The organism is Paenibacillus sp. Negev47 (assembly GCF_058313655.1).
On record NZ_CM177754.1, the window covers coordinates 6,339,747 to 6,364,613 of the forward strand.

The 24,867-nt window shown below is 48.2% G+C and carries 26 protein-coding genes; 10 read left to right on the plus strand and 16 right to left on the minus strand.

The window, feature by feature from the left end:
* Positions 1-30: 30 nt before the first annotated feature.
* From AC4G47_RS28420 to AC4G47_RS28440, 5 genes are all read left to right on the plus strand, one after another.
* Positions 31-1,575 carry an FAD-dependent oxidoreductase gene (locus tag AC4G47_RS28420; protein WP_491103854.1) on the plus strand — a complete coding sequence of 515 codons (1,545 nt, stop codon included), beginning with the start codon at positions 31-33 and terminating at the stop codon, positions 1,573-1,575.
* Positions 1,576-1,871: 296 nt separating this feature from the next.
* Entirely contained in the window at positions 1,872-2,201 is a 330-nt protein-coding gene (locus AC4G47_RS28425) for a PadR family transcriptional regulator (RefSeq protein WP_091036026.1), read from the plus strand.
* Positions 2,194-2,787 carry an HAAS signaling domain-containing protein gene (locus AC4G47_RS28430; protein ID WP_491103856.1) on the plus strand — a complete coding sequence of 198 codons (594 nt, stop codon included), beginning with the start codon at positions 2,194-2,196 and terminating at the stop codon, positions 2,785-2,787. Before AC4G47_RS28425 ends, AC4G47_RS28430 begins: the two co-directional genes overlap by 8 nt.
* Positions 2,784-3,683: a DUF4097 family beta strand repeat-containing protein gene (locus AC4G47_RS28435; RefSeq protein WP_491103857.1), complete on the plus strand. Its 900-nt coding sequence runs from the start codon at positions 2,784-2,786 to the stop codon at positions 3,681-3,683. The genes AC4G47_RS28430 and AC4G47_RS28435 overlap by 4 nt, the downstream gene beginning before the upstream one ends.
* A gap of 77 nt (positions 3,684-3,760) precedes the next feature.
* Complete coding sequence (locus tag AC4G47_RS28440; RefSeq protein WP_458124437.1) at positions 3,761-4,480, plus strand: 3-ketoacyl-ACP reductase; 720 nt, start codon at positions 3,761-3,763, stop codon at positions 4,478-4,480.
* Between the two features lie 48 nt (positions 4,481-4,528).
* On the opposite strand, the gene AC4G47_RS28445 is transcribed toward AC4G47_RS28440, so the two are convergent.
* Both AC4G47_RS28445 and AC4G47_RS28450 read right to left on the minus strand, forming a co-directional pair.
* On the minus strand, positions 4,529-4,951 hold the full coding sequence (locus tag AC4G47_RS28445; protein ID WP_491103858.1) for a cupin domain-containing protein: 423 nt from the start codon (positions 4,949-4,951) through the stop codon (positions 4,529-4,531).
* Between the two features lie 10 nt (positions 4,952-4,961).
* Positions 4,962-5,327 (minus strand): glyoxalase superfamily protein, encoded by a 366-nt coding sequence (locus tag AC4G47_RS28450; protein WP_491103859.1) that lies wholly within the window; start codon positions 5,325-5,327, stop codon positions 4,962-4,964.
* 227 nt (positions 5,328-5,554) lie between these two features.
* On the opposite strand from AC4G47_RS28450, the gene AC4G47_RS28455 reads away from it, so the two are divergent.
* From AC4G47_RS28455 to AC4G47_RS28470, 4 genes are all read left to right on the plus strand, one after another.
* Complete coding sequence (locus AC4G47_RS28455; RefSeq protein ID WP_491103861.1) at positions 5,555-5,689, plus strand: hypothetical protein; 135 nt, start codon at positions 5,555-5,557, stop codon at positions 5,687-5,689.
* A gap of 363 nt (positions 5,690-6,052) precedes the next feature.
* Complete coding sequence (locus AC4G47_RS28460; protein WP_491103862.1) at positions 6,053-6,190, plus strand: hypothetical protein; 138 nt, start codon at positions 6,053-6,055, stop codon at positions 6,188-6,190.
* A 151-nt stretch (positions 6,191-6,341) separates the two neighbouring features.
* A complete protein-coding gene (locus tag AC4G47_RS28465; RefSeq protein ID WP_491103864.1) occupies positions 6,342-7,343 on the plus strand; it encodes a cation diffusion facilitator family transporter in 1,002 nt (333 codons plus the stop codon).
* A 255-nt stretch (positions 7,344-7,598) separates the two neighbouring features.
* Positions 7,599-8,099: a hypothetical protein gene (locus tag AC4G47_RS28470; protein WP_491103865.1), complete on the plus strand. Its 501-nt coding sequence runs from the start codon at positions 7,599-7,601 to the stop codon at positions 8,097-8,099.
* Between the two features lie 405 nt (positions 8,100-8,504).
* On the opposite strand, the gene AC4G47_RS28475 is transcribed toward AC4G47_RS28470, so the two are convergent.
* The 4 genes from AC4G47_RS28475 to AC4G47_RS28490 are packed head-to-tail and all read right to left on the minus strand — an operon-like array spanning position 8,505 to position 12,291.
* Positions 8,505-9,578 carry an ABC transporter substrate-binding protein gene (locus AC4G47_RS28475; protein WP_458124443.1) on the minus strand — a complete coding sequence of 358 codons (1,074 nt, stop codon included), beginning with the start codon at positions 9,576-9,578 and terminating at the stop codon, positions 8,505-8,507.
* Complete coding sequence (locus tag AC4G47_RS28480; RefSeq protein ID WP_062836831.1) at positions 9,575-10,384, minus strand: ABC transporter permease; 810 nt, start codon at positions 10,382-10,384, stop codon at positions 9,575-9,577. The genes AC4G47_RS28475 and AC4G47_RS28480 overlap by 4 nt, the downstream gene beginning before the upstream one ends.
* Complete coding sequence (locus AC4G47_RS28485) at positions 10,359-11,192, minus strand: ABC transporter permease (RefSeq protein ID WP_017691799.1); 834 nt, start codon at positions 11,190-11,192, stop codon at positions 10,359-10,361. The genes AC4G47_RS28480 and AC4G47_RS28485 overlap by 26 nt, the downstream gene beginning before the upstream one ends.
* A complete protein-coding gene (locus AC4G47_RS28490; protein ID WP_491103866.1) occupies positions 11,182-12,291 on the minus strand; it encodes an ABC transporter ATP-binding protein in 1,110 nt (369 codons plus the stop codon). Before AC4G47_RS28490 ends, AC4G47_RS28485 begins: the two co-directional genes overlap by 11 nt.
* A gap of 255 nt (positions 12,292-12,546) precedes the next feature.
* Here AC4G47_RS28490 and AC4G47_RS28495 point away from each other — a divergent pair, with 255 nt between their 5' ends.
* Positions 12,547-13,887: an MFS transporter gene (locus tag AC4G47_RS28495; protein WP_491103867.1), complete on the plus strand. Its 1,341-nt coding sequence runs from the start codon at positions 12,547-12,549 to the stop codon at positions 13,885-13,887.
* A gap of 47 nt (positions 13,888-13,934) precedes the next feature.
* On the opposite strand, the gene AC4G47_RS28500 is transcribed toward AC4G47_RS28495, so the two are convergent.
* The 10 genes from AC4G47_RS28500 to AC4G47_RS28545 form a co-directional block, all read right to left on the minus strand.
* Positions 13,935-15,146, minus strand: a complete 1,212-nt coding sequence (locus AC4G47_RS28500; RefSeq protein WP_491103868.1) for a nitric oxide synthase oxygenase — start codon at positions 15,144-15,146, stop codon at positions 13,935-13,937.
* A gap of 127 nt (positions 15,147-15,273) precedes the next feature.
* On the minus strand, positions 15,274-15,753 hold the full coding sequence (locus tag AC4G47_RS28505) for a Dps family protein (RefSeq protein WP_491103869.1): 480 nt from the start codon (positions 15,751-15,753) through the stop codon (positions 15,274-15,276).
* Between the two features lie 385 nt (positions 15,754-16,138).
* Positions 16,139-16,876 (minus strand): HAD family hydrolase, encoded by a 738-nt coding sequence (locus tag AC4G47_RS28510; protein WP_491103870.1) that lies wholly within the window; start codon positions 16,874-16,876, stop codon positions 16,139-16,141.
* A 229-nt stretch (positions 16,877-17,105) separates the two neighbouring features.
* A complete protein-coding gene (locus AC4G47_RS28515) occupies positions 17,106-18,848 on the minus strand; it encodes an adenine deaminase (RefSeq protein WP_491103872.1) in 1,743 nt (580 codons plus the stop codon).
* 175 nt (positions 18,849-19,023) lie between these two features.
* A complete protein-coding gene (locus tag AC4G47_RS28520; RefSeq protein ID WP_458124451.1) occupies positions 19,024-20,082 on the minus strand; it encodes an ABC transporter ATP-binding protein in 1,059 nt (352 codons plus the stop codon).
* A gap of 18 nt (positions 20,083-20,100) precedes the next feature.
* A complete protein-coding gene (locus AC4G47_RS28525; RefSeq protein ID WP_458124452.1) occupies positions 20,101-20,892 on the minus strand; it encodes an ABC transporter permease in 792 nt (263 codons plus the stop codon).
* A 4-nt stretch (positions 20,893-20,896) separates the two neighbouring features.
* A complete protein-coding gene (locus AC4G47_RS28530) occupies positions 20,897-21,718 on the minus strand; it encodes an ABC transporter permease (RefSeq protein ID WP_491103874.1) in 822 nt (273 codons plus the stop codon).
* Between the two features lie 204 nt (positions 21,719-21,922).
* Entirely contained in the window at positions 21,923-22,861 is a 939-nt protein-coding gene (locus tag AC4G47_RS28535) for a nucleoside hydrolase (RefSeq protein WP_458124453.1), read from the minus strand.
* A 96-nt stretch (positions 22,862-22,957) separates the two neighbouring features.
* Positions 22,958-24,028: an ABC transporter substrate-binding protein gene (locus tag AC4G47_RS28540; protein ID WP_491106819.1), complete on the minus strand. Its 1,071-nt coding sequence runs from the start codon at positions 24,026-24,028 to the stop codon at positions 22,958-22,960.
* 249 nt (positions 24,029-24,277) lie between these two features.
* Positions 24,278-24,622, minus strand: a complete 345-nt coding sequence (locus tag AC4G47_RS28545) for a Na-translocating system protein MpsC family protein (RefSeq protein WP_017691786.1) — start codon at positions 24,620-24,622, stop codon at positions 24,278-24,280.
* Positions 24,623-24,867: the final 245 nt, after the last annotated feature.

Genomic DNA, 24,867 nt, shown 5'->3' on the forward strand with positions numbered 1-24,867 from the left:
TAGATTGAAGATAATCAAGGAGGAAAAAAAATGAGTGACAATCAGCAGCCCAAGACGGGTCTGCCCCCGGTCCCGGAATCACTGTGGCGTGCTACACATGAATTCGATAGCTATCCGAAACTGACAGAAGATATTACCGCTGATGTGGCCATTATTGGTGCAGGCATTGCCGGTATTACTACAGCCTATTTGCTGGCACAGACGGGTATGCGTGTCGTCGTTCTGGAGGCGGGAAAAGTATTAGATGGTACAACTGGTCATACGACTGCCAAGGTATCAGCACAGCACGGCGTCATATTCGATGAGATTATGCATCACTTCGGACACGAACAGGCTCGGATGTACTATGAAGGCAATGCTCAAGCTGCCAAGTGGATGCGCAATCTGGTCAAGGAAAAACAGATTGATTGTCAGTGGGCGGATGAAGATGCCTACGTCTATATTCAATCCGAAGAGAATCTCAAAAAACTGGAGGTCGAACTGACTGCCTATGGCAAACTGAATATCCCTGGCGAGTGGGTAGATCCCCTCCCTATTCCGGTTCCAGCCAGAGCTGGCATTCGTATGCCGGGTCAGGCACGATTTGATCCACTGGCCTATCTGCACTACTTGCTCGATTCAGCTGTAAAGCACGGGGTACAGATCTACGAGTATACGACAGTTACGGATGTAGAGGAAGATACTTCACTGCATGTAAGAACCTATAGCGATGGACCTTCTGTAACAGCGGATCATGTGGTCGTGGCTTCTCATTTTCCCGTCTATGATCCTGGATTCTATTTCACCCGATTGCATGCCGACCGCTCTTATGCCGTATTAGTCGAACCTGAGAAACCTTATGCCGGCGGCATGTACGTCTCTGATGATAAACCGTATCGTTCCTTGCGTTCTGTTATATATGACGGGAAGGAACATATCCTCTTTGGAAGCGAAAACCACAAAACCGGACAAGGTATCTCCACCTTCGATCATTATGAACGCCTGGAGCAGTTCGCGGCGGAGACATTCGGTATTCGCAACATTCCTTATCGCTGGTCAGCCCAGGATCTGATCTCCATTGACAAGGTGCCCTACATCGGACCGATTACTGGAAGACATGAACGCGTCTATGTCGCGACTGGATTTGCCAAATGGGGCATGACGACTGGTACAATGGCCGGTCATATTCTCGCAGATCGCATCACCGGACGTGACAATCCGCATGCTGAAGTATTTGATCCAGCAAGATTCAAGGCAGATCCTGGCATGAAGAACTTTATTGTGGAGAACGCCAATGTAGCCAAGGAATTAATCTCTGGTAAAGTAGACATTGTTCACAAAAATGTTAGCGATATTGGTGAAGACGAAGGAGCTGTCGTTCGACATAATGGCAAACGGGCTGGCGCCTACAAGGACACCAGTGGCAAACTGTTTCTGGTGGATACCACCTGTACTCATCTGGGGTGTGAAGTCGAATGGAACGAGGGGGAGCGTTCATGGGATTGCCCATGCCATGGTTCCCGCTACAATTATGCAGGCCATGTCATTGAGGGCCCTGCTGTGGAAGACCTTAAAGTTCTGGACGCTCAGGATTAACCGACACTTAGGGATTAATCTGTAAACCGCTGATACAAAAAATCATCTCACAGACCGGATCGGAATCCGCCTCCAGACGGAAGTAACCGATCCGGTTTTTGCGTATGCTGAATTATAGCTAAACAAACCGTTTCGGTTGCGCATCAACATTAAACGAATAGTTATGGGATAAATCGTGACATGGAACTATTTTAAAATCACTACCTTGCATTAAACACTACTGAATGCTATGATGAATTCACTACTACTGAACAATAAACACTAGTGATAAATGAAGCTACTAAGGAGGAACCTGTGTGAATGTGAACATCCAGTTCAAAAAAGGAGTATTGGAGCTGTGCGTCCTGGTATTAATTAACCGCCAGGATCGGTATGGCTACGAACTGGCTCAGGCGGTCTCCAAACATATTGAAGTTGCTGAAGGTGCACTGTATCCCTTGCTTAGACGGCTTGTAAATGACGGGTACTGCACCACCTATCTGCAAGAATCAACTGAAGGACCGCCGCGCAAGTATTACCGACTGTCCGATACAGGTCGAGACTACATGACGGCACTGACGACAGAATGGAATGAATTTGTGCGCAATGTCGCAAATCTGATTGAGGAAGGAACCCCTAATGAATAGACAACAATTTATGAAAGCCATGGAAGTTCATCTACGGCCGATGGACCCATTCGAACGGGCTGAGTTGCTCGCCGACTATGATCAACATTTCGAGCTCGGATTAAGAGAAGGCCGACTGGAAGAGGAGATCGCCCGGGAACTCGGACAGCCGGAAGAGATCGCCAAGGAAGCACTCGGTGATCGGTATGACATCCATACACCGGGTTCAGATGCGTTCTATGCACCAACGTATCAAGAAATGCGTTCACCCAGAAACAGCACCAGAGCCACTCGCAACTTTTTTACAGCCGTCGGCCTGTTGTTTCTTAATCTGATTCTAGGGATCCCACTTGGTCTCGTGATGTGGTCAGTATGGCTTGTCATTGCCAGCCTGTCCTTGCTGGTATTGGCTCCTGTGGCAGCGGTTGTGGATTTCGTATTCCTGAGCCAACTCGATAAAGCAGAGATCTTCGTTGCGATTGGCGCTTTCGGTGTCGGCATTTGTTTTGCCATCGCATCCAAGTACGTTTTTAAAGCCTTCAAAATCGTCACTCTTCAATACATTAGATGGAATAAAAACATGATGAAAGGAGATGTTTCCGCATGAGTACCAAAAAATGGCTTGCTTTGGCCGTGATATGTATTGGAATCGGTTTGCTCGGAACATCCATCTATGGAGTTCAGTTCGGAGATGAGCGGGAGAATTACTCCAAACGATGGGATTTCAAAGAGGATGAATTGCAGAACATTGCTATTAATGCTAATTTCAGTGCGGATATTGAATTTGTCGTAAGCCCGGATTCGAACGGTTATATCGAAGTGGATGGCAAATGGGACCCTGCCGTAGTTAGAAGCTTCGAACAAGCCACCTTATCCAACGGCACATTCCAACTGTCTCAGACAGAACGTGAACGATTGCAGTTTTTCACCCTGTATTGGAATGATCGAGATTCCACAATAACTGTAGCCCTGCCCGAAGGACACCAATTAAATGAGGTTAATCTGGATTCTTCTTCAAGCGACTGGGATCTGACAGGTCTGAGTGCCAATCAGCTTGAGCTAAATAACACCTCAGGTTCCATTCGTCTGGAAAACATCAAGGTACCCCATATTGAGTTGGCTCTAACTTCAGGTGACATTACCGCTTCCATGATTGATGGAGACATGACCGTGAAACAGACATCGGGAAGCCTCACGGCTGATCAGGTAATAGGTCATGTAAACAGTGAGATTAAATCAGGTGATATCGAGATCACTGAATTAAACGGCGCAGCCGATGTTCAATTCACTTCGGGAAGCATCCATATTGAGCAGTCCCATTCTGCCCCGATTAATGCATCCGGAACATCAGGTGATATTTTCATTCAAGCTGCACCTGATTTTGACGGAATCTATGACGCTAAGGCTACTTCCGGAAGTGTAGATGTACCTGAATCCCCGATGGTGAGCCGGGAATTAATCAAAGCTCGTACCTCTTCCGGGAGCATCGAGATTACCAAATAGTGATGAAGCAATTTTCCGAACTGTGGGTAATATAGTATAATCAGATGCCAGTCCAATTCTAAGGAGGAATTACCCACATGGAACTTAAAAATAAAACAGCGATCATCACAGGTGCTGGTAAAGGTATCGGCCGTGCGATTGCTGAGGCACTTGCCAAAGAAGGTGTGCACCTTGGACTTATTGCACGTACCGCTGCCGATCTTCAGGCTCTTCAACAATCTCTTAGTCAAGAATACGGCGTGAAAGTAACCAGTGCTGTAGCAGATATATCGGATCGTACACAGGCGGAAGCCGCTGTAGCAGCCATCGAGATGGAACTCGGCGCGGTGGATATCCTGATCAATAATGCAGGCATCGCAAGCTTCGGCACATTGCTGGATATGGACCCAGAAGAGTGGGAACGCATCTTGCATGTTAACGTTATGGGTACATATTACGTCACGCGTGCTGTGCTTCCAAGCATGATCAAGGAAAGTAGCGGTAGCATTATCAATATTGCTTCCACTGCAGGTGAGCGCGGGTTCGCTACAGGTTCGGCATACTGCGCATCCAAGTTTGCGCTACTCGGCATGACCGAATCTCTGATGCAGGAAGTGCGCAAGTCCAACATTCGTGTAACGGCGCTGACACCAAGTACAGTGAATACGGAGCTCGCGACCAATGCAGGACTGAAAATCGGGGACGAAGATCGCATGATGCAAGCAGAAGATGTGGCTGAACTTGCACTGGCAACGCTCAAGCTGTCCGACCGTGTGTTCGTCAAAGCCGCAGGCATCTGGACGACCAATCCGCAATAGACCGCATGAGATAGATAAAGGTGGGAGGGGGCATATGCTCCCTCCTTTTTATGTATTCCATAGATGATCCAGACCCAATTCCTTGGACACCGCAATGATCACCACCGCAGGCTCCTCACCGATATTGGTCACTTCATGGGGGACTATCGCATTCCAGGTGAACGAATCACCCGCTTCGAGAATTTCCACATCTTCGCATTGCTCCGCACGAATCTTACCCTGCAAGACCAGATGGCTCTCCTCTCCTGCATGTTTGCTAACCCCTGTCGAAACACCTGGAGGTAACTCCACGATGGACATACGCATCGCGCCTTTGGCTGTGAGCTGCTGTACTTTGATCTGTCCGCTTCCCGCCGTCGTTTCCTTGCGCTCGTTCTTACGCACCACGTTCATCCGTTGCTCCGGCGGATCGTACGAATAGCCAAGCCAATATCCATATCGCGTCCCTCCCCTTCTATTGATTGATGACATAAACCTCCATTTATTCGGCGCGTGCCTCAACAAAGATAATCCGATTGCCGAATGGATCCGTTACGGTCAGCTCCCTTGAATTCCAAGGCGTCTCCTCTATACCGGGCCGCGCATGTTTGTACTCTTTCTGATGAAGCGCACCATGTAATGCATCCAGGTTATCCGTCTCCACACGTAAGGCGGCTCCAGGTGTACAATCTCCATGATGTTCGGACAGATGAATCACGATAGAATCGAGCGAAATCTGCATATATAAGGGCATATCTTGCTCAAATCGATGTTCCCAATCCAATTGGAATCCCAGGTATTCAAGGTAAAATTCTCTGGCCTTGTTTTCATCAAATATCCTCAGAATAGGCACGATACTCTTTAACATCCTGATCACGTCCTCGGGAATAGAATATAATTCATCTTCAGCGAATCTTCTATTAACTGCTTTCAAGGTTTCTTATACATAACATATTTTCATCATACAAAGAAAGTATTGACCCTACAATGAAACCATGATAAATGTTGTTCACCAATAAGAATATTTATTTCATATTAGTGAACTTAATCAAGAAACGATATCATCAACTTATTCCTCAACAGGTGGTGTTCTCAATGAATTCTCCTTATATACATGAAGTCCGATTACCGTCCCATTACCATGCAGGGCATCGGAACAAACGGGCATCACTCCTGTTCAAAGCGTATCAGTATGGCAACCTTAGTCTGTCCTGCTGGAAGTTTGATTAAAGAGGATATATAAAAGTTTAGTACTCTTATATAGTAGATAAATAATTAGCGTGGGTTACAGGGATTGCCCCTGTTGCTCACGCTTTATTTGTTGTTAGGAGCAACTTCCATGAAGTTGGTAGATGGAGCTGTGGATGTAACTAGCTGTGCTGGTTATGCAACAACCGCCTTTGAATGATGAGACCATCGGAGCCTGTAAGACAAGACTGTAGTTTCTTGTGTGCTTTTCTGGATTATAACTATAATATGAGGTGAAATTAGGCACAGTTTGCTCGCATATCACTCAGCATATTATCTCAATAGCTCATACGGAGGGGGATTGGATGCCAGAACAGCGTATATATGAATTGATGGATGAATTGGATGAATTGCTTTGAGGAAAAGGTACACGATGAGGAAAGCCGGGAGCTGTTCAACGCATATCGCGAGTTTGAAGGCGTGACGGAGGAGCAGCTTGACGCATTCGAGCGTTCGGAACTTACGTGCCATGGAGGCCATTGAGTACTGAGATACACATGATGATATGACCTTTTTTTCATAATGCTGGGATATGTCAAAGCGGTTATAATAACATTTAGTGGAAATGCACATGCTGTATAGATAAGATTGCCTTTTCTACACCTAATACATTGATCTGGGAGGGACAAACGAAGTGGCTGAACAACCGAAGTCTGAGAGCTTTCTGTCTCTCGTCAAAAAGGGGAATACATCCTCCGCCGTAGCGATGGCAGGGAATGCCGTACTTGCCGTATGCAAAGGAGGGGCTTTCCTATTCAGTGGCAGTGGTGCCATGTTCGCTTCGGCGATGCACTCACTCGCTGATGCCATTAATCAAGGGTTTGTCTTTGTCGGAAGTGTGTTGTCCGAGAAAAAACCTACACGCCGCTTCCCGACCGGATTCGGACGGGTCATCAACATTTTCTGTATGATCGCCGTTATTGTCGTGACGATTATGGCCTATGAAACCATCCATGAAGGTATACACCTTCTCCAGCATCCTGCTGGTCATTCCGGGGGCCTCTGGATTAACATCGGTGTGCTCGTCTTGAACATTCTGATCGACGGGGCCATTCTGATCAAAGCTATGAAGGAAATCCTCAAAGAAGCACGCGCACCCAAAGCCGCCGGATTTGCCTTGGTCCCCGCTGCCATCAAAAACGTAGGCCGTGCTGCACCGCCAACCCGTCTCGTATTTTACGAAGATGTTGTGGCTGTCCTTGGTGCCCTGTTAGCGCTGATCTCCGTCGTGGTCATTGCCTTAACCAATTTTGCATTGCTTGATGGTATTGTAACGACGATTATTGGATGCTTGATGATCGCTGTAGCCTTCCGTGTCGGTTATGATAATATGATCGGATTGATTGGTGTAGCGGCTCCGCAGGATATTGAGGACAAAGTGTCCCAGACCATTCTGGCAGACACGCACGTTGCCGATATTCAGATGATGCGTATCATTCAGGAAGGCCGTTATTATCATGTGGAGGGTCTGATTGAACTGACCAAAGGACTCAGCCTGGCTGATGCGGATGACATCAAGTTCCGTATTCAGGAGAAACTGATGACGAACCCCGACATCGCCGATGCAGCCATCTCTATTATTGAGGATGACGGTGTGAACAGCTGGGGCAAGAAACATTCAGATGTCGTGAAATAACGAGCTTCGCTTTTGATAAAAAGAATGACAGAACCCACTCTTCAACAGAGTGGGTTTTTAGATGTTCAACTACACCCTCATCTAAGGAGTATAGTTTCTCCAAACATACCTACCTAGACTTTGGTCTAGGTTCACTTTAACTCCAAAGACGGAGGATAGACTTTTCCAGTTCATGGTATGCTGTGAATAACGAAAGTAATTGCTCTACATACAACTGTTCGGAAAATTGATCTTGTATTGAGAAGGAGAGATATTATGGCTAAACGTACGATCCTTGCGCCTGTTCTCATTTTGCTGGGCGTGTACCTGATTCTGAACCAGGGAGGTTCACTCGGTCCGGGTACGATCTTCGCGACCTTCTGGCCAACGTTATTCCTGATTCCACTCGGGCTGTTCTTCCACTGGCTCTACTTCTCCATGATTGGCAGAGGGGTTGGACTGCTGGTTCCTGGTGGGTTGCTGCTCACCGTTGGTATCGTGTGTCAGATCGCCATGCTGTTTAACAACTGGAGTACGATGTGGCCGGGCTTCATTCTGGCTGTAGCTGTTGGTTTGTTCGAATTGTATTGGTTTGGTGGTCGGAACAAATGGTTGCTGATCCCCATCAACATTCTAACGGTTATATCACTGCTGTTCTTCGCCGTGATGTCAATTGGCACGATGCTGAACAACTTGAGCTTTATCCAACCGTTCGCGGCCATTGTGTTGATTATGGGTGGGGCGTGGATCATGGTGGGTCGCAAAAAGCGCATGTAGTGGCAATTATATAAGATGAATAGGTGGGATCAACTGAGCCACTCCGGTGACAGAACAACTTCTGATCGCTGTTATCCCCGGATTTTTTTGAATTCCATCTAGAATGGGAAAATCCGGGGATAAAGGCGAGCGCTTCGCTTCTTCAGTTTTTTCTGTCCCCTCCGTTAACGTGTGATCTTAAATGTTCATCTTATATGGCACTTCAAGCGCTATTGCTCTGAAGCAGGTAAAAAATAGGGGTGCTGCTCGTCATTCAGTTGAAATGACGAGCAGCACCCCTTTTTGATTTCTCAGATCTAACGAACTGTCACAGGTGATGATCAACCTTATAAAGCAGGGTAGATTCGTTAGCAGGCCCGACATGTATGAAACGCACGTTCATCCTGCGCCTCTCACTCGAACCTCTTATTTGCTGTGCATTTTAAACTCCAGGAACAGGTCGTTATAATGCGAGAGCATTTTTTTACCCAGATTATCGTAAACCTCAAGCTTACCTGTCAGTGTCTCGTCCGGATAGAAGCGTTCATCCTCGGAGATGTCCTCTGGCAGCTGCTTAAGTGCCTCGGCGTTCGGGGTGGAATACCCGACATACTCCGCATTGCGAGCGGCATGATCCGGGTCCAGCATGAAGTTGATAAACTGGTGTGCCCCTTCAATATTAGTCGCCGTTTTCGGAATAACCATGTTATCGAACCAGAGGTTCGAACCTTCTTCCGGCACCATGTAATCCAGCTTGTCGTTTTCATCCATAATCTCGGACGCATCCCCGGACCATACGAGCCCAACGGCTGCTTCCTCATTCGCGAGCAACATCTTGATCTCGTCACCAACAATTGCTCTGACGTTCGGTGTCAGTGTAGACAGCTTCTTCAGAGCTTCTTGCAGATGATCTTCGTTGGTATCGTTCAGGGAATACCCGAGACTGTTGAGACCCATACCAATGACTTCACGTGCACCGTCAAGGAGCAGGATCTGGTTTTTCAGACGTGGGTCCCACAGGTCGTTCCAGCTATCAAACGTTAATCCACCCACCAGTTCGGGATTGTACACCACCCCCACCGTTCCCCAGAAATAAGGGATGGAGTACTTGTTGCCTTCATCAAAGGACAAGTCCATGAACCGAGGATCGATGTTGTCCAGATGGGTCAATTTGCTATGTTCGAGTGGAACGAGCAGGTCTTCTTCTTTCATTTTGCTAATCGCATATTCGGAAGGAATCGCCACATCAAACGTGGTTCCCCCCTGCTCAATCTTGGTCAGCATCGCTTCATTGGAGTCAAACGTCTGATAGATCACTTTAATGCCCGTCTCGTCCTCAAACTCCTTAAGCAGATCCGGGTCGATATAATCGCCCCAGTTATAGATGGTCAGCGTGTTACCGCCAGAATACCCCTGACTCTTGTTCAGATACGAAGCCAGGATCATCAGGGCAAAGGCGGCCACGAATACAATTGCAAATGTCCGTACCAGTTGCTTCATGGACGCAGCCCCTTCCCTCCAGGTGGAATCCGCGTTGCACGGCGGTTAATGAAGTAATATCCAACGACCAGCAACACCGTCAACAGGAACAACAGGGTAGACAGCGCATTGATGGACAAGGATACGCCCTGCCTTGCTCTGGAGTATATCTCTACAGAGAGTGTTGAATACCCATTACCCGTGACGAAGAATGTTACTGCAAAATCATCAAGTGAGTATGTCAGTGCCATGAAGAATCCGGCAAAAATACCCGGTTTCACGTATGGCAGCACTACACGCGTCAGAATCTGCCATGAACCAGCGCCCAGATCCCGTGCCGCATCCATCAGTGTCGGACTCATCTCCTGTAGCTTCGGCAGTACCATTATGACAACAATCGGCACACTGAACGCAATATGAGACAGCAACACCGAAGTGAAGCCCAGTTTGATGCCAATCATGGTGAATAGAATCAGGAACGATGCACCAATGATCACATCGGGACTAACGATGAGCACGTTATTGAGTGACAGCAACGTATTTTTGGTCCGTTTGCGTCGCACATGGTAGATCGCCAGTGCTCCTGCTACACCAAGGATTGTTGAGATGGCCGATGACAGCAGCGCAATGATAAATGTATTCAGCACAATGATGAGCAGCCGAGTATCGGCGAACACCTCTCTGTACCATTCGAGCGTGAATCCTTCGAAGCTGCGCATATGGCCGCCACTATTGAAGGAATAGAAGATCAGATACGCAATCGGTGCGTACAGTATGGCGAATACAACGGCTAGATAGACGTTAGACAGCTTTCCGTTTCTTCCCATTACGCACCTCCTTCTTGCCTGATCCAGTCAGGAACATAATAATCGCCATCGCAATAATTAAAAAGACGGCAATCGTTGAGCCCATCCCCCAGTCCTGGGTGACGAGAAAATGCTGTTCAATCGCTGTTCCCAGCGTAATTACACGGTTCCCCGCAATGAGGCGGGTAATCATGAACAGAGACAGCGCAGGAATAAATACAGCCTGACAGCCTGATTTCACACCGCTAATCGTCAGCGGAAAGATAACCCGGCGAAATGTCAGCCACGATGAGGCCCCCAGATCCCGCGCCGCGTAGATCAATGATGGATTCATCTCTTCCAGCGCATTGAAGATCGGCAGGATCATGAATGGAATGAAGATGTACACCGAGACAAAGATAAAGCTGAAGTCGGTGAACAAGATCTGCTGTGTGCCAATACCCACTACTTCAAGCAGAGAGTTGGTCAAGCCGTACGTTCCGAACAGCCCGATGAAGGCATACGCTTTTAACAAAAGATTGATCCAGCTTGGCAGAATGATCAGCAGCAACCATAGCTGCTTGTGCTTCGTCCGGGTCAGCATATACGCCGTCGGGTAGGAAATTAACAGCGAGAAGGCCGTAATCAGAAATGCATACCAGAACGAACTGAGCGTCATCTGCAAGTACACAGGTGTGAAGAACCGGGCGTAGTTGCCAAACGTGAAGTTGCCTTCGACGTCGAAGAACGAATAATAGATGACCAGCAGAACCGGCGCCACAACGAACAACACCATCCATAATACATATGGAATCAGATACGCATTGCGTGTGCTGGCCTTAGTCTGCATGAGCGGCCTCTTGATAGGCTTCGAGACGTTTGTCGAACTCTTCCTCGGTCTCGTTAAAGCGCATGACGTGTACCGCTTCCGGGTCAAAATACAGTCCAATCCGCGCGCCTACAACGGCTTTCTTGGTTGAATGAACAAGCCATTCATTGCCCGCATCGTCGTACGTGGATATCTCGTAATGCACCCCGCGGAATAACTGGGAATCCACATTGACCTTGAGCTTGCCCTGGTCTTCAATTGTAATTTCCAGATCCTCTGGGCGAATAACAATCTCTACCGGCTCGTCCGGTTGGAGACCCTGATCGACACACTCGTGCTGTGCACCAGCGAATTCCACCACAAAGTCCTGCTTCATTTTGCCTGATACAATGTTCGATTCCCCGATAAAGTCCGCCACAAAGCGGTTAATCGGCTCATCATAGATATCATTCGGTGTACCGCTCTGTTGAATCACGCCGCCATTGAGGACAAAGATCTCGTCCGACATCGCCAACGCCTCTTCCTGATCATGTGTGACAAAAATGAACGTGATGCCCAGTCGTTGTTGCAGCTCCCGAAGCTCATACTGCATTTCGGTCCGCAGCTTCAGATCGAGTGCTGACAAAGGCTCGTCCAGTAGAAGAATTTCAGGTTCGTTCACAATCGCACGTGCAATCGCAACACGTTGTCGTTGTCCGCCGGACATTTCGCCAATTTCACGGTTTTCATAACCGGAAAGATTGACGAATTTGAGGGCTTCCAACACTTTGCTGCGAATTTCAACCGTTTTCATCTTTTTGATCCGCAAACCAAAAGCCACGTTCTCAAATACATTCAAATGTGGAAATAACGCATAATCCTGAAATACAGTATTCACCTGCCGCTGGTGGGCAGGCACTCGGTTGATGAGCGCACCGTTAAAATAAATACTGCCCTGTGTCGGCTCCGCAAAGCCGGCAATCAGCCGCAATATGGTTGTTTTCCCGCACCCTGACGGGCCAAGAAGCGTATAAAATTTACCCCGCTCAATCTCAAAGCTGACCGCCTTCAATACGGCTTCATCCTGATCGTATTGCTGGGTCACCCCTTCAAAGCGGATAATCGGTTGTTGTTCTGACATGCTTCACATCGCCCCCTTATACTTGAGGTACATCTTAAGTCTGTACACTTTCGTTCATGTATCCTTATTGATAACCCATCTATTATATATGATTCAGGTATATCCGCAATGGTTTTGATGTAAACGCCACGTGTCATTTCTTCTTATTTTCAGAAATCCTGCATACATTACGGGTATATGTCGATATCTACGCATTTCTTTGGGAAAATGCAGCACATTTGGGATTCCATTTTATGGTGAGAGGAGTCTTGGCTTTTGGATATTCGTCGTAACCTGCCTTTGCTGATGACGATTTGTTTCCTTAGTCAGATGGGCGGTTTCATGATCCTGCCCCTGTTTCCTTTGTTTATTGAGGAATTCGGCCTGTCCGGCTGGATGATGGGGGTTATTTTTGCACTTTTTTATGTGGGGAAAGTGATTGGTGGCATTCCTGCAGCGGCAATGTATAAGAAACTAGGTGGTAAAAAAGCTCTCATCCTCATGCTGTTACTGCTCGCTGTCTGTATGGGTGGTTTCGCGCTGTCTACTGCTGCGGTGTTATTCGGCCTGCTCCGACTGCTGCAGGGGCTTGCTTCCACCGGCCTTACCGTGGTCGTGCGTTCCATCATCGGGGATGGGGGCAGTGTAGACAACCGCGGACTGTACAATGGCTATATCAGCAGCAGTGAGGGTGGCGGTATGGTACTTGGCCCAGTCATTAGTGGCTGGCTTGCATTGCACTGGCCCTTATCGGTGCCTTTTTTGCTCGTTACCTTATGTTGTCTAATGGCCGTGGTCGCTGCGATGGGGATGAAGACGACGACACAGGCTAAAGCCAATCATGGATCTGGGGATACGTTAAGTGATCATCTAATAGAGGATCCTTCGGCTACTGTGACACAAGAACCTCTGGACAAATCAACACATTCGCCACTCTCCACGGATGAAGTTGTTGTAGATTCCACCACTAGTGACTCCCACCCCCATACTGTAACGACTGTCCCTCCTTTCCCTTCAACAACATCTTCTGGCCCAACTACAAGGCTTACCCGGCGGCAACAGCTAATTGGCTACGGTACGGTGCATTTTCTGGAGATGAGTGCCTATGCGGTATTCCTCACCTATTTCGCACTGTATGCAGCTCACATCATGCACTGGAACCCCTTTGCAACCAGTCTCGCCTTCACCGTCTCCGGGATCTCTACGCTTGCCGCTGCTCCCTTTGTTGGTTATCTCTCTGACCGGATGGGCGATCGCCTGTTGCTCTGCATGCTTGGCATGTTCCTGATTGGAATTGAAGTCGTTGTATTTCTAAGCACGTCCTCCTATCTGTGGGTCTACGTTGGTATGCTGATTGGCGGGGTCGGAGGGGCCTGTTACATGGATTCATTCTTTGCTCATATTGGTGATCACATCCCGGACGAGAGTCGAAGTTCTGTCATAGGCAAAATCGTCTCTGCGGCCGAGATCGGCTCCATTGTGTCTCCATTGGTGGCAGCACTACTGATGGAGATTGGGTCGCTGTACTCCGTGTTTGTGTTCAATCTGGTGCTGATTGCTGCTGCCATTGTAGTTCAAGCCGCGATGCGCAGTCGGTATCGATTGAAAGAGGGGTAGTCCTTCTTTGGAAAAAATAATCGCAAAAAATAACCCGCCTGCACAACTCAGTGTGCAAACGGGCATTTCATTGATGCATCCCCGGCCTGAGGCTGGTGATTCTCCACTTGTGCATTCTGCTGCTCGCTGCTTCGCGGCTCTGCGGCAGATGCCACGCCATCTTTCAGGGTATACGCCTGATCTTGACGGAAAAAGTTCGGCTTCACGATCTCATTACGATAGGAGCTGTGGAAAATATGTGTCGTCGCCGGGGACACTGGCGGAATTAGCCACACCCAATCCCCGGTCAGCTCACGTCCAGCCTTCTCTTCTCGCTGTTCGAACATGGCAAATTGCGCTGCTGCCGTGTGGTGATCCACCATGCTCACACCTGCTTTTTTGAACGAATACAGCACAGCCACATTCAGTTCCACCAACGCCCGATCCTTCCACAGCGTCGTTTCACTCGACGTATTGAGTCCAAGCGCTGCCGCCACCGCAGGTAGTTTGTTATACCGGAACGTATCAGCCAGATTACGGGCGCCGATCTCTGTTCCCATATACCAACCGTTAAACGGCGCTGCCGGGTAAGATAAACCGCCAATCTCCAGTCGCATATCAGCAATCATCGGCACACCGTACCAGCGCATGCCCAGCTCGGCAATCTCCGCTCGCTCGGGGTGTTCAATAGTTACTTCCACAATCTCTTCCTCGGGAACAGCGTACCACTCGGGTTCTTGTCCTCTTGCCTGAATAATGAGTGGTAATACATCATAGGAGCCACCTGCTCCTTGCCAGCCAAGGGACATGGCAGCCTTGGTCAGCTCCACGGAAGCAGGATCTCCAATAATGCCTTGCTCTGTCTCATATCCTGCATAACGGATGAGCTGATGATTCCAGAGCCGTACGGGAGCTCCACTCGGCCCATCCGGTGGAAGGATGGTGATCATCGGAATGACTTTACCTCCGTTAGAAGCTACAGAGATGTGGTTCAGCACAGCATCCGCTGCCGTTCCTGCTGTATCGGCATGACGTGCGTCCACGATCCGCAGCTTGTCCCAGAACAGCCGTCCGATGCAGCGGTTGCTGTTCCGCCATGCCATTTTACAACCCTGCTCCAATTCCTCTGTGGTGTGTACATAAGTATCTGTTTCCTGAATCTCGCTCATAACGACAGCAAGCCGGGCCTGCGCGTCTTCACGCGAATAGCCCAGCTCTTCGTAACATGTATATATAAACCGTTCAGCTTCTTCCTGCAATTGTTCCAGGTCTGACCGCATTGTTCACTCCACCATTCTGTACTTCTTGGATGCCATCATTATACGGCAAGCACACCGGATTTGTAAGCGAACGGACACTTTGTTCACGGACTCTACATATCGTTGTCAGGATGTAGGGTGACTTTGTTTATTTGCCCAGAAATGCGTTTAACATCCAGACCTCTTTATCCAGCGCAGCGGTGAATCCAATCAGCATATCTTCCGTTGCGTTATCTTCCGCTTCTCCTGCTTCGTGAATGCCTTGACGAATCACTTCCACCATCGTACGCAGATCAGTAACCACCGACTCTACCATACGCTCAGCAGACAACTGGCCTTGCGCCTCTTCAATCGGAGACAGACGCAGTTGTTCAGTCATGGTTGCTACCGGACGTCCACCAATAGCAAGCAAGCGTTCAGCAACTTCATCCATATTCGCTGTAGCGAGGTTGTACAGTTCTTCGAATTTGGCGTGCAGTGTGAAGAAATGAGGTCCTTGAACATACCAGTGGAAGTGATGCAGTTTCGTGTACATTACGGACCAACCTGCGATCTGACGGTTCAGAACCTCTTGAAGTGCTGTGGCGTTGTTAGCAAAAGTGTTGTTTCTAGTTTGAATTGTGCTCATGGAATTTATCCCCTCTCGAATATAAAAATGGTTTTGAAATTTAGGATGGACTGCTTTAATTCGCTTCTTTTGATTTAGACTTAATCTAAATCCTGTTTTAATTATAACACCGCATATACGGTTTGGGAAGGCTTTTGCCCTGTCTTGTAAATGAAGATTCCATGAAGCTGAACTTCATTCTGTAACATTACAAAATGGGAATCCAACCTAGACCACAGGACTGATCCATTGAGATCACGTAGTGCTCATCAAATCAGATCATACGTTGTATTTATACCTTCAATCGCGCTGACGTACAGCGAACATTATCACAGTGCTTTTAACACAAAAACAGCCCTTCATCTACGTGAGATGAAAGGACTGCATAAACACACCTATATCATTTTTATTGCTGAACGAGCTCAAAAGTCAGAATACGACTGATTTCTTCATAGCTCCGTGCTACAAAATGGGGCTGATGATCGGACTCCGGCAATGCCTCCCGATGGTTGAACCAGATAACTGACCACCCCGCATCCACTGCACCTACCACATCATTACGCCACGAGTCTCCAATGTAATAGCTGGAACGAGCTTCTGTCCCGGTCTGCTTACTCACATATTCAAACAACCTGCGATCCGGCTTGGCATACCCAGTCGTACCGGAGATGAAGATCAGGTGCTCGTCCACGAGACTAAGCACATCCAGTGCTTCAAGCTTACGCCGCTGATGCTCCCCTTCTCCATTGGTGATTAGACCGACAGTATGGCCTTCTGCCTGAAGCCTTCTGATTAGCTCATATGCTCCTTCAAAAGGTACAATCTCAAATTGTCTGCTCAAATACTGCGCTTGTAGCTCTTCAGCTTGTCCTGATTGGAGGGATATTCCAAACTCCTCCATCGTCAGCTCAAACCTCCGACGGCGCATTCGCTCCACCGCATCCGGTTCTGGCACAGCGGATAGATCTTCTTGAGCAGACAGCCAGTCACTATAATAACGAAAACGATGATAGGCCTCAGCATAATCGAAATCATCAGCCAATCCGAGAACGTCCTCCAACGCGCCACGAAGCGGCTGCAGGTGATCGTATAAGGTATCATCTACATCGAAAAATATGGTTTTAGCATTATTTTTTTCATTCATAATGGTTGTCTATCCTCCTGCTTTTGCGTCCAAACATTCTCTTCTTACTATATATGTATTCTTTTGTCCCGTCCAAAAGAGGATTTCTTGCAGCCCTCTCTAGGTTAAACCATAGCCAAAGACCTCTGTCTTGCAAAGAAGCATTAAACAGTCATTCATATACATAAAAAACACCCCATTTCACAACTCATGGTCATGAAATGGGGTGACGCTCTTTTTTTAATAAACTCTATTCTACAATCAACGGTACAACCTTACCTGCATTCACATCAATCAGGCCATGGTCCGTAATCTTCAGCGCGGGACTTACCGCAAGGGAGTGAGTACTGATCGACATGATCGGGTTGTAATGCACATAGCCAAGTGATAACATGGCGGCGCGTAATTCTTTCACTTGATGGGACACCACTGCAAGCGGTTCTTCCGTCAAAATGCCACCTACGGGAAGTTCCAGATGGGACAGTACCTTACCGTCTTCCACTACACAGAATCCACCCTGGCTCGAAATCACTGTGTTAGCTGCCATTATCATATCTTCACGGTTATGTCCTACCACCAGCAGGTTGTGATTGTCGTGTGAGTATGTCGTTGCAATAGCACCACGCTTGATGGTGTCTCCACCAATCAGGCCATGTGCTCGATTGCCGTTCACGCCATAACGTTCAAAGGTCGCGATCTGGGCATATCCGCTGTCTTCCCACTGCAATTCGCCATCCGAAGACTGAATTGGTGCAATATGCTCTTCTACAAAAGTAGAACCATCCTTCACCATCATGACACGGCATTGGTACTCCCCTTCACCAGCTAGATCAACATCTGATCCACTGACTTTTGGGTCTGACAACTGAATTGCAAAATCTGCTACGCCCAGCTTCTCCAACTGTACGCTCTTATAGAAGTGTGGTGGGAACTGTCCTGTGCTCCGTTCCTGCTTATACGGTTCGTAGTCGTCATAAGCTTTGCGGCCTTTTTTATACACCTGATCAATCGACAGTTTCCCCAGGTTGGACAGTAACACGTAATCCGCCACTTTGCCTGGCGCGATGCTGCCACGGTCGGTCATTTTCATACGGAGTGCAGGGGTAAATGTTGCTGCGTAGATCGCATCTTCCGGGCGCATCCCCATCTGAATTGCCTTGCGTACGATATGATCCAGATGACCACGCTCCACCAGTGAATCTGGCATCACATCATCCGTCACGAAGCAGAAATGCTGCGCCACATCATGTTGAATCAGGTACTCCATGACTTCCGGGGTCATTGATTTCTCTTGGATTTCAATAAACATGCCTGCCGCAATCCGCGCCTTCAATCCCTCAATGCTCTGATGGGTATGGTCGGAATCAATACCTGCGTAGATCAGTCGATGCAGATCGAGTCCAAGCAGTTTCGGTGTATGACCTTCGATCACCAGATCGGGATAGTTTTCGCGGATATGCTGTAAAATCTGGTTCGTCTTGCAATCCGGATCACGGATCACATCCACATAGTTCATGATCTCACCCAGACAGATGATCTCGCCAGTTGCGAGCAGCACGTCCATGTCTTCGATCTCAATCGAACCGCCTGTTGTCTCCATCGGGGTTGCCGGAACGGAACTTGGGATCGCATAGAACATGTCCACCGTCGTCTCCCGACTCGCAGCCATCATCTCCTGCACCCCTTCCAGCCCGAACACATTCGCCATCTCATGCGGTTCCGCTACAATGGACGTTACCCCGCAGCCAATCAGACCATGGGAAAAGGTTTCCGGTGTCACCATCGTACTTTCGATATGCAGATGAATATCGATCAAGCCAGGAATCATGTATCTTCCCCGCGCATCAATGACTTCATCTGCCTGAATCATCTCCGGTCCGCCGGGTCCAACATACATGAATCTGCCGTCGAGTACAGCAACGTTGTTCATTTCAAACCGTTTATAATAACTGTTATACACATGTACATTCACAATGAGTTGATCTGCACGCATGGGGCATAATCTCCTTCTTTCACAAGCATTTCACCGCGATCCGGACTGGACAATGAAACTGCACTTTAATCTGATGCACTGCACTTGATTGCGTACCACTGCCTCGTCCGGAATCATCGCATGAAACACCTTCTTTGCTGCTCTTATTTCTTAAAGCTACTCCCTACATTCACGACTACTCTACCAGTACAAGCTTGTCCTGTGGGAAAATCAAGCTGACACGCTGCCCACTAAGGTACGGTGTTTCCATCTCCTGATTTGCTGTAAAGTCACCCAGTTCCGTCTCGATTACATACTGATAACTGCGTCCCAGATACGTGCTGACTTTGATAATCCCCGGCAAGGCGTTCACCACATCCGCAGAAGTATCACCACTAACCATCAGATCATCCGGGCGAATCGCACCTTTGCGTGCACCGGGACGTGCTGTTCCGGGATGTGCTGTTGCTGTAAACGTACGTCCACCTGCGCTCAGGGTAATCACTTCACCAGCATCACTACGCTCTGCGAATTCAATGAAATTATGGAACCCGATGAATCGTGCTACAAATTCCGTTGCGGGATATTTGAAAATAGTTTCCGGGCGGTCGAGCTGCTCGACTACACCTTTGTTCATAATCGCGACCTGATCCGAGATGGAGAAGCACTCTTCCTGGTCATGAGAGACATACAGCGTTGTAATGCCCAGCTCTTGCTGAATCCGGCGAATCTCCACCCGCATGTTGAGTCGCAGGTTAGCATCCAGATTACTGAGTGGTTCGTCGAACAAGAGCAAGTCAGGCTCAATCACCAATGCCCGGGCAATCGCCACACGTTGACGCTGTCCACCGGACAGTTCTTGTGGAAAACGTTTCTCAAATCCATTCAAGTTAACGACTTCAAGGATTCGCATCACACGGGAAGAGATATCCTTGTCTTTCACCTTGCGCATCCGCAGGCCAAAGGCCACGTTGTCATAGACAGACAGATGCGGGAATAACGCATAACTCTGAAATACAAATCCGAAGTTCCGCTTGTTCGCCGGAACCTTCGTATAATCCTTGCCGCCGAACATAAACTTGCCCTGCGATGCTTCCAGGAATCCGGCGATGAGGCGCAGCGTAGTTGTTTTGCCGCAACCGCTCGGTCCGAGCAGGGAGAGCAGCTTACCTTTTTCCAGATCCAACTGAAAATCTTTCAGGATTGTCTGCTTATCGTATGCCACGGATACGTGGTCTAATGTCAGCAATGCCATAGCGTTCTGCGCCTCCAATTAACGTTTAGTAAAGTATGAAAATCCGCCCATGATCCGTTCGATCACGAACATTAAGAGTCCAGTCAGCACCATCAACAGCACGGAAATCGCTGCAATCGTTGGGTCAAAATAATTCTCGACATACGTCAGCATCTGAATCGGTAATGTGCTTACCCCTGGTCCGGTCATGAACACCGAGATATCCACGTTGTTGAAGGACTCCAGGAAGGCAATCAGCACCGCCGCCAGAATACCGGAACGAATGTTAGGTAGCACGATCGTGAAGAACGTTCTTACGCGTCCCGCGCCGAGACTCAGCGCAGCTTCTTCCACTGCAAAGTCAAAGCTCGACAGACTCGACGCAATAACCCGAATGATAAATGGAAGCATGATAATCGTATGACCGATCAATAGTCCAAGATACATCGGCAGATGGTAGATTACGATCAGGTATTTCATCAATGTAAAACCGAGCACGATTCCCGGGATCAGTACCGGGGACAGGAACAGTGCGTTCAGCACAGACTTGCCTTTAAAATCATAACGACTGAGTGCATACGCAGCCGGTACGCCGAGCACCAGTGCCAACAGGTTCCCCAGCAGGGAAATGAGGATGGACGTCTGGAACGTGCGGAGGAATCCGCCTGTGTTGAAAATATTCTCATACCAGCGGAAGGAGAACCCTTCCGGCGGAAATTTGAGTACCGTTCCCGGTTCAAACGAAGTGACCGATATGATCAGAAGCGGGCCCAGCAGAAAGATAAAGACCAGCAGACTGAACAGGCCCAGCCCGATATGTTTCTCCCGCATATGTCTACCCCTTCGGATTTAAAGTTTTGGCCATTTTGTTCATGACACCGACCACGACAAATGTAATCACAATCATAATCGCGGCAACAACCGAGGCCAGATACCAGTCGTTGAGGGTCATGGCGTTCTGATACAGGAACGTAGCAATTACACGCTGTTTTCCTCCAAGGAGGGCAGGTGTGGTATACGCCGTCAGGCTTCCGACAAAGACAAGCACGGCTCCAATCACAAGTCCTGGCACAGCCAGTGGGAACACGACCCGGCGGAATGCCGTAATGCGCGATGCACCCAGACTTTGTGCTGCTTTGAGCAGGTCACCGTCAATGTTCTCAAGCACACCGACCAAAGAGATAATCATCAGTGGCAGGAACAGGTGCGTCAGACCGATCATCATCGCTACCGGTGTGTACAGAATATCCAGCGGCTTGTCCACGATGCCCAGACCAACAAGGGTGTTATTGATCAGCCCTTTGCGTCCAAGGATAATCATCCAGCTAAACGAGCGCACGACCGGGCTCGTCAGCAGCGGGAAGATCGCCAGTGCCAGCAAAATGCCTTTGCGGCGCGGTGCTTTCTGCGAGATATAATAAGCTGTCGGGAATCCGAGCACCACACAGACGATGGTGGTGACCACGCTGACTTGCAGCGTCGTAAGCAATATTTTCAAAAAGTATGGGTCTCTGAAAAAATGCATATATCCTTCAAACGTGAAGGAGTTTTCTTGGAAAAACGTCGACCCGATCGTCAGGACAATCGGAATGATCATAAATGCCGCCAAAAACACGAACCCCGGCAGCAATAGCCAGTAGATTACTGATTTCTTCATCGCGATACTCCTGACTTGTAAATTTAATTCGAGATTGATACTTGAGTACTCCGACTGCAGTACCGTCCTTCGATCCCTGTTATCTCCCGATTTTTTTGATTCATTTTCATAGGTGAAAATCGGGGGATAAAGGGGAACGCTTCGCTTCTCCAGATCGGTTCTGCACTCTCCGCAATCGTATAAATATCTTATTGGGCAGAGTAGCTACGCGTTTAACGCGTTGACAAACAGTTCAAGGAAGCTTTCTGCGTCTACGGTTTCGCAGACGAGGGTGTTGGGTTGCTCGCCCAAACGGTTTTGGAAATCACATACCATCTGGCCATCGCACAGGCGGCTGGCGGTTTCGACATCGACGTAATACGATTTGCGTCCTACCAGTTCTGGGGCAAGGGCTACACCCACAGCTAGTGGATCATGCAACGCGCAAGCGCGAACGCCGTTCATTTGTTCATAACGGTTGATATAAATCTCGGTGCTTTGAGCGACGTACGCACGAAGTACAGGATCTGTGAGACGCTCAATCGTTGCTTCATTCAGCAATGTTTGACGCGTCACATCCAGTCCGACTTGAGTAAGCTTCTCGATACCTGCGTGCAATACGATACGAGCCGCTTCCGGATCAGCGTAGGTGTTGTACTCGGCTGTCGGTGTAATATTGCCATGTCCGCGAACAACACCACCCATGAAGATGACTTCCTTCAATAAAGAAGGCAGTTCAGGACACTTCATCAGCGCGAGTGCCAGATTCGTTAAGGGTGCGGTCATGATCAATGTGAGTTCGCCTGGATATCGCTTGGCTTGTTCCACGATAAAGTCAGGCGCAAAACCTTCCTCAGCTTGCTTGGACACCGCCGGATCAGGCAGCGCACCGCCCAATCCATCCTGTCCATGTACCCGGTGTTCATAATGCGACTTGCGAGTGAGGGGGCCAGATGCTCCGGCAATCACCGGAATGGCTGGTGCACCTGCGAGTTCAAGAATTTTGCATGTATTCTCTGTTGCCTGCTGGAGTGATACGTTCCCACAGACTGTGGTGATACCGAGAATATCCAACTTCCGGCTTTTGACGGCCAGCAAAATTGCCAGTGCATCGTCAATCCCCGTGTCCACGTCCAGAATGATGCGATTCTGCGCTTCACTCATCCGTTCTCAACTCCTATACGGTGTTATGGTTGCTTGCTGCAAATGATATAAGTTCAACATGTTGACCAAAGATAACTATTCAGTCGATTACGTGTTTTATTGTGCAATCTCACGGTTCCAGCGATCTGTCCAGCCTTTAACTTGTTGATTCACGAATTCCATATCAAGCTTGTTCAGCTTCTCAACCACTTCAGCACCGTATGTTACGCCTTCTGCTTCTTCAGCAGTCAGTTCAACCTTCGTGTTTACCGGGGAATCGACTTTGGCTTTAGCAGATTTCGCTTGTACATCCTGGCTGAGCTGCCAATTGATGAACTCTTCAGCAAGCTCTTTGTTTTTGCTACCCTTCACGACATTGATTGTGTTCATCACGGCATATGCACCTTCGCTAGGTGTAACAAACTTTGCATTAGGCACGGCTGCTTTCAGATCTTTGAAATACATTTCCATGATCGGTCCGCCTGCAATCTCTTCTTGGGAGAACATGTTCACGAATTCGGACGTTTGGCTGTAGAATTTCACCACATTGCCGCTTAATTTTTTCAGTTCAGCAAATGCCGCATCTTCATTAAACGTCTCGTTTCCGGCTACACGGGAAGCTGCATCCACAACCATTGGGCCTGCCGTTGCCGTAATATTCGGGATGGTCAGGTTACCCTCGAACGCCGGGTCCCACAAGTCACTCCATGAAGTCACTTCTTTGGAAACGAGGTCCGGGTTATAAGCGATTCCGAGCTGTCCAACCGTGTAGGCCGGGCCATAATCTTCACCAAGTGGTGCTTTGGCAATATCATAAATGTCATTTACATTTGGAATTTTGGAGCGGTCGATTTTCTCAAACAGACCTTCATCGATACCTTGTTGCGCATAGTAGTCAGACAGGTAGATGACATCGACATTCGATGTACCTTGGCGGATTTTGTTCAAACGCTCAGCGTTATTGCCGACTTCGAGCACGATGTCTACATTATGTTCTTTTTCAAAGGGACCAAATACCGATTCATTGAAGAAATCTTCCGAGAAGCCCCAAGTGGAGATAACCAATTTGTTAGCCGCTGTTCCCCCACTGCCTGATCCGCCTGTTGCATCCTCTGTGCTGCTACCACAACCTGCAAGTAATACCGATGTCATTGCCACTGCTGCCAAACCGCTAATCCACTTTTTCATCATGATCCTTATTCCCCCTGATATGTGTGATGTGTATGAAAAAACAAAAAGAAAAGCGCTCTTGTATAAACAAGAACACTTTTCTTCGTAAACAAAGGAAAGCGACACCCGCTGCCGGTACATCATCGGTTTCTGCTTCAGAATCAATCCAAAGACAGACGCCATCATATGAAATTGTACGGAACCTGATCATGAATCCGGTCAACAACCCCCGTAAGCATCAACAAGAATCAATCCTGCCGATCCATCCTAGGCCTGTTCCAGAATCACATTCGTGATCGCCCACTGAGTGGACGCATCATAATCCCGCAATATAGCTTCAATTGGCAAACCCATGTGTTGCTCGAGCTTCTCCCGGAATTTCTTCTTATATAAGACAGACATGCGGAAGTCCACTTCCAGCTTTAAGCCGGGGGCCTCCCCTTCCAGGGCGTCAGAGCGCGGTGAACGTCGGTGCTTCGCGTAGAAGGTAACAATATTCTGGTCAATGGTCACTCTCAGGAGAGTGGTGCCAAATCCGAACAGTTCCTTCGAAATTTCGTTATAATACTGGCACATCTTCTTCTTGCTCTCATTGCTGTCCAGTAGTTCCATGAACTCACCCACATCTCTTACTACCGTACATTCGACGTGTTAACACGATTGATTATACATAAATATACGATCATAGGCAACCCAAAAGATATAGTTAACATGATAATAACACATAAAAGCGAACGATGAGACATTAACTGCCGAAAACAATTCGTCTTATACCACAGTGAAATTTACATTAATATGCCTGCATGTCAGTTCTATACTATTGTTACTTCTAAACTCCATTTTAATACCAGGATTCG